This window comes from Aeromonas sp. 603607, from assembly GCF_049171595.1.
GTDB classification, from domain to species: Bacteria; Pseudomonadota; Gammaproteobacteria; order Enterobacterales; family Aeromonadaceae; genus Aeromonas; species Aeromonas veronii.
Genome location: NZ_JAAKOV010000025.1, coordinates 50,882 through 57,650, shown reverse-complemented (window position 1 = coordinate 57,650; position 6,769 = coordinate 50,882). Strand labels below are relative to the sequence as shown.

5 protein-coding genes are annotated in these 6,769 nt (G+C 59.3%); 1 reads left to right on the top strand and 4 read right to left on the bottom strand.

Annotated features, from left to right (window positions below; translation table 11 throughout):
• Positions 1 to 312 precede the first annotated feature (312 nt).
• From G5315_RS19445 to G5315_RS19435, 3 genes are all read right to left on the bottom strand, one after another.
• Complete coding sequence (locus G5315_RS19445; RefSeq protein WP_005338972.1) at positions 313 to 522, bottom strand: cold-shock protein; 210 nt, start codon at positions 520 to 522, stop codon at positions 313 to 315.
• Between the two features lie 274 nt (positions 523 to 796).
• Positions 797 to 1,465 carry a LysM-like peptidoglycan-binding domain-containing protein gene (locus G5315_RS19440; protein WP_159162970.1) on the bottom strand — a complete coding sequence of 223 codons (669 nt, stop codon included), beginning with the start codon at positions 1,463 to 1,465 and terminating at the stop codon, positions 797 to 799.
• 99 nt (positions 1,466 to 1,564) lie between these two features.
• Positions 1,565 to 3,667 (bottom strand): methyl-accepting chemotaxis protein, encoded by a 2,103-nt coding sequence (locus tag G5315_RS19435; RefSeq protein WP_421333779.1) that lies wholly within the window; start codon positions 3,665 to 3,667, stop codon positions 1,565 to 1,567.
• A 274-nt stretch (positions 3,668 to 3,941) separates the two neighbouring features.
• Between G5315_RS19435 and gltX the strand changes: the two genes are divergently transcribed.
• Complete coding sequence (gene gltX / locus G5315_RS19430) at positions 3,942 to 5,357, top strand: glutamate--tRNA ligase (RefSeq protein ID WP_139405651.1); 1,416 nt, start codon at positions 3,942 to 3,944, stop codon at positions 5,355 to 5,357.
• A 144-nt stretch (positions 5,358 to 5,501) separates the two neighbouring features.
• On the opposite strand, the gene G5315_RS19425 is transcribed toward gltX, so the two are convergent.
• Positions 5,502 to 6,752, bottom strand: coding sequence for a methyl-accepting chemotaxis protein (locus G5315_RS19425; protein ID WP_216952949.1), 1,251 nt, complete (start codon positions 6,750 to 6,752; stop codon positions 5,502 to 5,504).
• Positions 6,753 to 6,769: the final 17 nt, after the last annotated feature.

Here is a 6,769-nt window from a genome sequence, read left to right as displayed (position 1 = left end):
GGAATAGCTCAGTTGGTAGAGCACGACCTTGCCAAGGTCGGGGTCGCGAGTTCGAGTCTCGTTTCCCGCTCCAATCTCTCTTCGAAGTCCTCATAATCCCTTTGAATTGCCCATCACATCGCGCTGCGATGCTTTGTCGTATCTGGCGTTTACAAGGCGCGTCTCTACCACTTCCTGCCAACAGGAAGGGGATGTGGGCTCATGGTGCGGATTGTACGAGGCAAGCGGTTGTGACAGGTGGTGGGGGGCGAGAATTGCGGGCAAAAAAGAGGAGGGGCCTTGGCTCCTCCTGCATGATTCACTGGCGCGGGCTTAGACCAGAGTAACGTTCTCAGCCTGAGGGCCTTTTTTGCCCTGGGTCACAGTGAACTGGACTTTTTGACCTTCAGCCAGGGTTTTGAAACCGGTGCTCTGGATGGAGGAGAAGTGAACGAATACGTCCGGACCCTGGGATTGTTCAATAAAGCCAAAACCCTTGGTTTCGTTGAACCATTTTACCTGGCCGGTGCGAATGTCAGACATGTGCTAAATCCTATCAATAACAAAATGAAACTAAGCCCGTGCTGGGCTGCATTTGCCTTGCAAGCAGGGGTTGGCTCATGACTGACCACGTCTCTTTGTCCCAGTAGCACGTAGAACAATCCCTGTCTAAAGCACAAACGATTGTACGTTAGCGCCGATCCTTGTCAATTTGACCCCTTTCGTTTTTTGAACAAGCTAAAAATATTGTGAAGTCAGTAGCTTATTTGAAGATATTTGACTGAAAAAAACGGGAGGCCAGCGCCTCCCGTTTTTGTTATTCCTTGAGGGCGAACCCTTCTCCCTGCCTGTCGTAGCGGTAAACCGCCTGACCGTAGGAGCGGATCTCCACCCGCTGGATGCGGCGGGTGTCGTCCACCAGGATGAAGATAGAGCGGCCCGATTGCAGGCGGGTCAGGGGGCGATCCGGCCCCTCGATGGCGATCAGGCGGCTCAGCTCGGCACCCGGCAACTCGAATTTACGCCAGATGGAGTAGAGGGTCTCACCCGCCTGCACATCGTGTTGCAGCCAGGTGCCGTTGACCTTCTCTTCGACCGGCTTGGCTGCCACGGGCGCACCGCCTGCCGCGCCATTACCGACAGTTAGAGCTTGAGCAGGTACGGCCAGCGGCACTTCCAGCGAGCCGGAAGGGGCTGCTTTGGGAGCGGATGGTGCCGGCTCCCAGGCCAGTACCAGCAACCAGAGCGGGATCAGGATCAGCAGACCTATGGTGTTTTTGTGGGGCAGCGGGCTGGACAGCTTGAATTTGCCTGCTTTGGCATCCTGGCGACGTTGGCCGAGGTTGCTCATCCCTTGGCCAAAACGTTGGCGCAGGGACAGGGTCGCGGCATTGATGCGATGGAGCAGGGATCCTTGTGATTCGTCTTGGCGACGCTGCTGGGCTCGTCTGTTATGGCCTCGTGGGCGACGGTCCGGGGTGGGCACGGCATTTACCTCTCACTACATTGCCTGCCATCAGGCAAATTCGTCGCCTATGGTAAACGGACTCGCCCCCGAGGGGGAGAGTCCTGAGGCGGAAAATTATCAACTGAGACGAAATTGACCCAATAATTGCTGCAATTTGTCGGCAGCCTGACGCAAAGCCTGACTGGCTTTGGCCGTTTCGGTCGCATCCTGAGCAATGTCGTTGGCCAGTGCGTTGGTTTTTGACAGGTTGCCGGAGACGGTTTCTGAGACAGAGCTCTGCTCTTCGGCGGCGGAGGCGATCTGATAGGTCATGTCGTTGATGGTGGAGATGGCCTGGTAGATGCTGCCGAGCGCTTCTTCCGCCAGATCCGCTTCGCTCACCGCCTGATGGGTCAGCTGCTGGCTCTGGGTGATGGCGTTGACTGCATTGGTGGAGCTCAAGCGGATTTTCTCGATCAGCTCCTGGGTGTTCTGTACCGCCTGCTGGGTGTTGCCCGCCAGTTTGCGCACCTCGTCGGCAACCACCGCGAAACCGCGTCCCTGCTCACCGGCCCGCGCTGCCTCGATGGCGGCGTTGAGGGCAAGCAGGTTGGTCTGATCGGCAATCCCCTGAATGACGGTGAGGATGCTGGTGATCTGGGCGCTGTCGTGGGCCAGCCCTTCCACCACTTCGGCCCCTTTACCGGCTTCTGCCGCGACCTTGTGCATCGACTGGATCACCTGCTGGAAGCGCTCCTTGCCCTGATCGGCAGCGCTTTGCGCCTGTTTAGCCGAGTCGGCGGTATTGTTGGCGTGGGTGGCGACCTCCTGACTGACGTAGGACATCTCCTGTACCGCGGTCAGCATCTGCTCCATCTCGGCCTGATGATGCTGCAGATTGTTGTCGGTCTGACCGGCAATGCGATCGGTGTCACCGGCGTAGCGGTTCACCTCGCTGGCAGTCTTGAGCACATCCCCGAGCAACCCTTGCAGCTTGTCGATAAAGCGGTTGATCCCCTTGGCGAGATCCCCCAGCTCGTCCACCGAGCGAGTGTTGAGGCGCTTGGTGAGATCCCCTTCGCCATCAGCGATATCATCCACCAGGCTGACCATCTGACGGATGGGGCCAGTGATGCTGCGGGCAATCATCAGCATGGTGACCAGCGCCAGCACCAATACGATAAAGGCACCCACCAATTGCTGGGTCACCGCGGCCCGGTTCATCTCATTGAGCTGGCTCTCCAGCTGATCGGCCCCCGCCAGTACCACCTTGTAGGGCAGGGTGACGATGATGGCCCAGTTGCGGCTCATTCCCGGCACCATGATGGGGACGGAAATACGGAATGACTCGTCCAGCTCCTGACGCTGAACTTCCGGTTTCAGATACTGCTGCCACTGGCTGCCCAGCACCTTCTCGGCGCTGCTGCCAAGCAGGCTGGCATCGCCGCTGGTACCGGTGATAACGCCGGCGGCGCTGACGATCAGGGTTTCGCCCTTGCCGTCATAGATGTTGCTGTTGAGGCTCTTGGCCTGACGGCTGATGGAGTCCACCGCCAGATCCAGTGCGGCGATCCCCTTGAACTGACCATCCACCAGAATGGGGGTGGTGATGGTGCTCACCAGCACCTGTTGGCCGTTGATATCCACCTTGAAGGGATCGATCAGACAAGAGCGCCCTTCCCGTTTCGGGCAGGCGTAGTAGTCGTTGGCGGGATTGCCGAATTCGTCCGGGTCTGTTTTTTCGATGGAGAGCAGCAGATCGGTACCGATTTGATCCTTGTCGCGATAGAAGTAGGGCACGAAGCGCCCTTTGTCGTCACTGCCCAGCGCACTCTGGCCAGCAAAGCTGGCATCCTGACCGTCGAAACCGTTGGGCTCGAAGCCGGCGAAGGCGCCATAGAGCTGGGGCTCCAGCGCCAGTTGTGCCTTGAGCAGGTCGGTGGCCTGCTGGCGATCCAGCGGCAGTTTGCCCTGTTGTTGCAGGGCGAGGGCGCTGGCCATCTGCTGGGTGTAGGAGAGCCCTTTTTGCAGCAGCTGGGTGATGGTGGCCGCCTCGGCGCGGGCATTGGCGCTGACCTTCTGCCATGCCTCCTGCTGCAGCGCTTCACGGCTGGAGCTGATGGTCAGTTGTTGGGTCTGTTGGCCGGAGTATTGGTTGAGCAGGATCAGGATGACCAGGGCTGCGGTCATGGCGATCCCGGCCATCACTAGAATGCGATTCTGGATAGAACGGAACTGCATCGTCTCTTCCTTGTTCGTGAGAAGTGTGGTGAGCGTTATCTGGGTATCGACCGGAGGAGGCAGCTCTCCAGTATTGTGCATAGCAAATCGGAAACGGGGCTTCTGTTTTGCGATCCTCTTCAAATATCGGGCTACAGATGCAAATGGCGACAGATTTAACCCCCTACTTTAGCCCGCAATGGCGTCATGGTTTTCCCATCCGTGATTGTCGGTGCTAAAATGCGACGGTTTTTTCTAACGAATTGGCCCAAGGCCCTCTACACAAGGCTTAAAGATGAAAGTCAAAACCCGTTTTGCTCCCAGCCCGACCGGCTTTTTGCATGTCGGCGGTGCCCGTACCGCACTCTATTCCTGGTTGTTTGCAAAGAACCAGGGCGGTGAGTTCGTGCTGCGTATTGAGGATACCGATCTGGAACGTTCCACTCAGGAGGCAATCGACGCCATCATTGAGGGCATGGAATGGCTGGAGCTGAACTGGGATGAGGGCCCCTACTACCAGACCAAGCGCTTCGATCGCTACAACGGTCTGATCGACGAGATGCTGGCCGATGGCCGCGCCTACAAGTGCTACTGCTCCAAAGAGCGTCTGGAAGCACTGCGCGAAGGCCAGATGGCCAACGGCGAGAAGCCACGTTACGACGGCAAGTGCCGCGACCACGCCCACGATCACCCGGCCGATGCGCCGCACGTGATTCGCTTCCGCAACCCGACCGAAGGTTCCGTGGTGTTCGATGACCACGTCCGTGGCCGCATCGAGTTCGCCAACACCGAGCTGGACGATCTGATTATCCGCCGTACCGACGGCGCGCCGACCTACAACTTCTGCGTAGTGGTCGATGACTGGGATATGGAGATCACCCACGTGGTGCGTGGTGAAGACCACATCAACAATACCCCGCGCCAGATCAACATCTACAAGGCGCTGAACGCGCCGGTACCTGAGTTTGCCCACGTATCCATGATCCTGGGTGACGATGGCGCCAAGCTCTCCAAGCGCCACGGTGCAGTCTCCGTGATGCAGTACCGCGACGACGGCTACCTGCCGGAAGCGCTGTTGAACTATCTGGTGCGTCTGGGCTGGTCCCACGGCGATCAGGAGATCTTCAGCCTGGACGAGATGATCAAGCTGTTCAGTCTGGATGCCATCTCCAAGTCCGCCTCTGCCTTCAACACCGACAAGCTGCTGTGGCTGAACAACCACTACATGCGCAGCCTGGATCCGGCCTATGTGGCCAAGCATCTGGCATGGCACATGGAAAACCAGAAGATCGACACCAGCAATGGCCCGGCACTGGCCGAGGTAGTCACCCTGCTGGCCGAGCGCTGCAACACCCTGGTCGAGATGGCCGCCCAGAGCCGCTACCTGTTCGAAGAGTACGAGGCCATCGACGAAGCAGCTGCCAAGAAGCACCTGCGTGGCGTCGCTGCCGAGCCGCTGGCTCTGGCCAAAACCAAGCTGGCTGCACTGGATAGCTGGACTACCGAAGCGCTGCACGAGCTGATTGAAGCCACTGCCGCCGAGCTGGGTCAGGGCATGGGCAAGGTTGGTATGCCGCTGCGTGTGGCCGTCACCGGTCTGGGCCAATCCCCTGCCATCGACGCCGTAATGGCGCTGGTGGGTAAGGAGCGTGTTCTGGCGCGTATCGACCGCGCACTGGCTTACATCGAAGCCCGCATGGCTGCCGAGTAAGCTCTGCCGATGTGGCAGGCGAGGGGATAACCCCGCTTTGCCACATGCTGAATAGCAAAAATCCGAAACCACTGGTTTCGGATTTTTTTATGGCCGGGAGCGGCGGCAGGGCACAACGCGGTCATGCCCGACCAGGGCGAGCAGTCAGGCGAGCTTGAAGGAGTGGATCTGGCTGTCGAGCTCCTTGCTGTGCTGTTCGACCAGCTCGGAGGCCTCTTGCAGCTCGCGCAGCACCACGACGGAGCCTTCGGCAATCTGCTTGACCTGTTCCAGATTGCCGCGCATCTCTTCGGCGACCGAGCTCTGCTGCTCGGAGGCGGCGGCGATGTGGCGGTTCATGTCGGCGACACCCTGTACCCGCTGCACTATGGTGGCGAGCTGGGTACCGGCCTGGGTCACCTGTTCCACCCCCTTGTCGGCCTGGCGCACGCTCTGGGCCATCAGTTCGGCGGCCTGACCGGCATTGCCCTGCAGCTGTTCGATCATCTTCTGGATCTCGACGGTGGCGGCCTGAGCCCGGTTGGCCAGCTCGCGCACTTCGGAGGCCACCACGGCAAAGCCACGACCCGCTTCACCGGCGCGAGCCGCTTCGATGGCGGCGTTCAGTGCCAGCAGGTTGGTCTGCTCCGAGATGCCGCGAATGGTGTCGACCACAGAGCCAATGCGCTCGACCCCCTGCTCCACCTCGTTGACCACGGTGGCGGAGCGCTGGATGTTGCCGGAGAGGGTGTCGATGGTGCTGACGGTATCGGCGACGCAGCGGCTTCCCTCTTCCGCCAGCTGGCTGGTTTCGGCGGTGGCGTGAGAGGCCTGATCCGCATGGGCAGCCACTTCGCGAATGGCGCCGACCATCTGGCTCATGGCGCTCGCCAGCTGTTCGATCTGGGTGAACTCTTCGTTGATCGCTTCGTTGGCCTCCTCCATGCAGAGGGTGACCTGAGAGGCGATGTCGTTGAGCTCCTTGCAGGCGGCGCGCTGGTTGTTAAACACTGCTTTGAGGTTCTCCTGCGAGTGGGAGACCGCCTTGGCGATGTCACCGAATTCATCCCGAGATTTGAGCAACACCTTGTGACTGAGATCCCGCTTGGCGAAGCGCTCCAGCAGATCCACCAGATAGTGCACCTGCTTGACCATCAGGCGGGAACCGGTCATCAGCAGGATCACGAACAGCAGCCCCATGATGGTGGTCTCCATCAGGCCGCTCCAGAGCAGGCGGTCGGCAATGGCGTTGGCTTTGTCCGGATCAAGCCCCTCGCTGAGCAGGGTGGTCTCCAGATTGTTGGTATCAAACCAGAGTTTGGTCAGTAGCAAAATGGTACTCACCACCATCAGCAACACCACTTTCGGCACCAGCCGAATGTTGCTCATCCGCTTCTCCAGCAGGTTCAACTGCATCGTAAAATCTCCTTTGA

Bases quoted from the DNA above. Each gene is read 5' to 3' on its own strand.
- G5315_RS19445 (WP_005338972.1), bottom strand. From the start codon at position 522: ATGTCTGACATTCGCACCGGCCAGGTAAAATGGTTCAACGAAACCAAG.
- G5315_RS19435 (WP_421333779.1), bottom strand. From the start codon at position 3,667: ATGCAGTTCCGTTCTATCCAGAATCGCATTCTAGTGATGGCCGGGATC.
- gltX (WP_139405651.1), top strand. From the start codon at position 3,942: ATGAAAGTCAAAACCCGTTTTGCTCCCAGCCCGACCGGCTTTTTGCAT.
- G5315_RS19425 (WP_216952949.1), bottom strand. From the start codon at position 6,752: ATGCAGTTGAACCTGCTGGAGAAGCGGATGAGCAACATTCGGCTGGTG.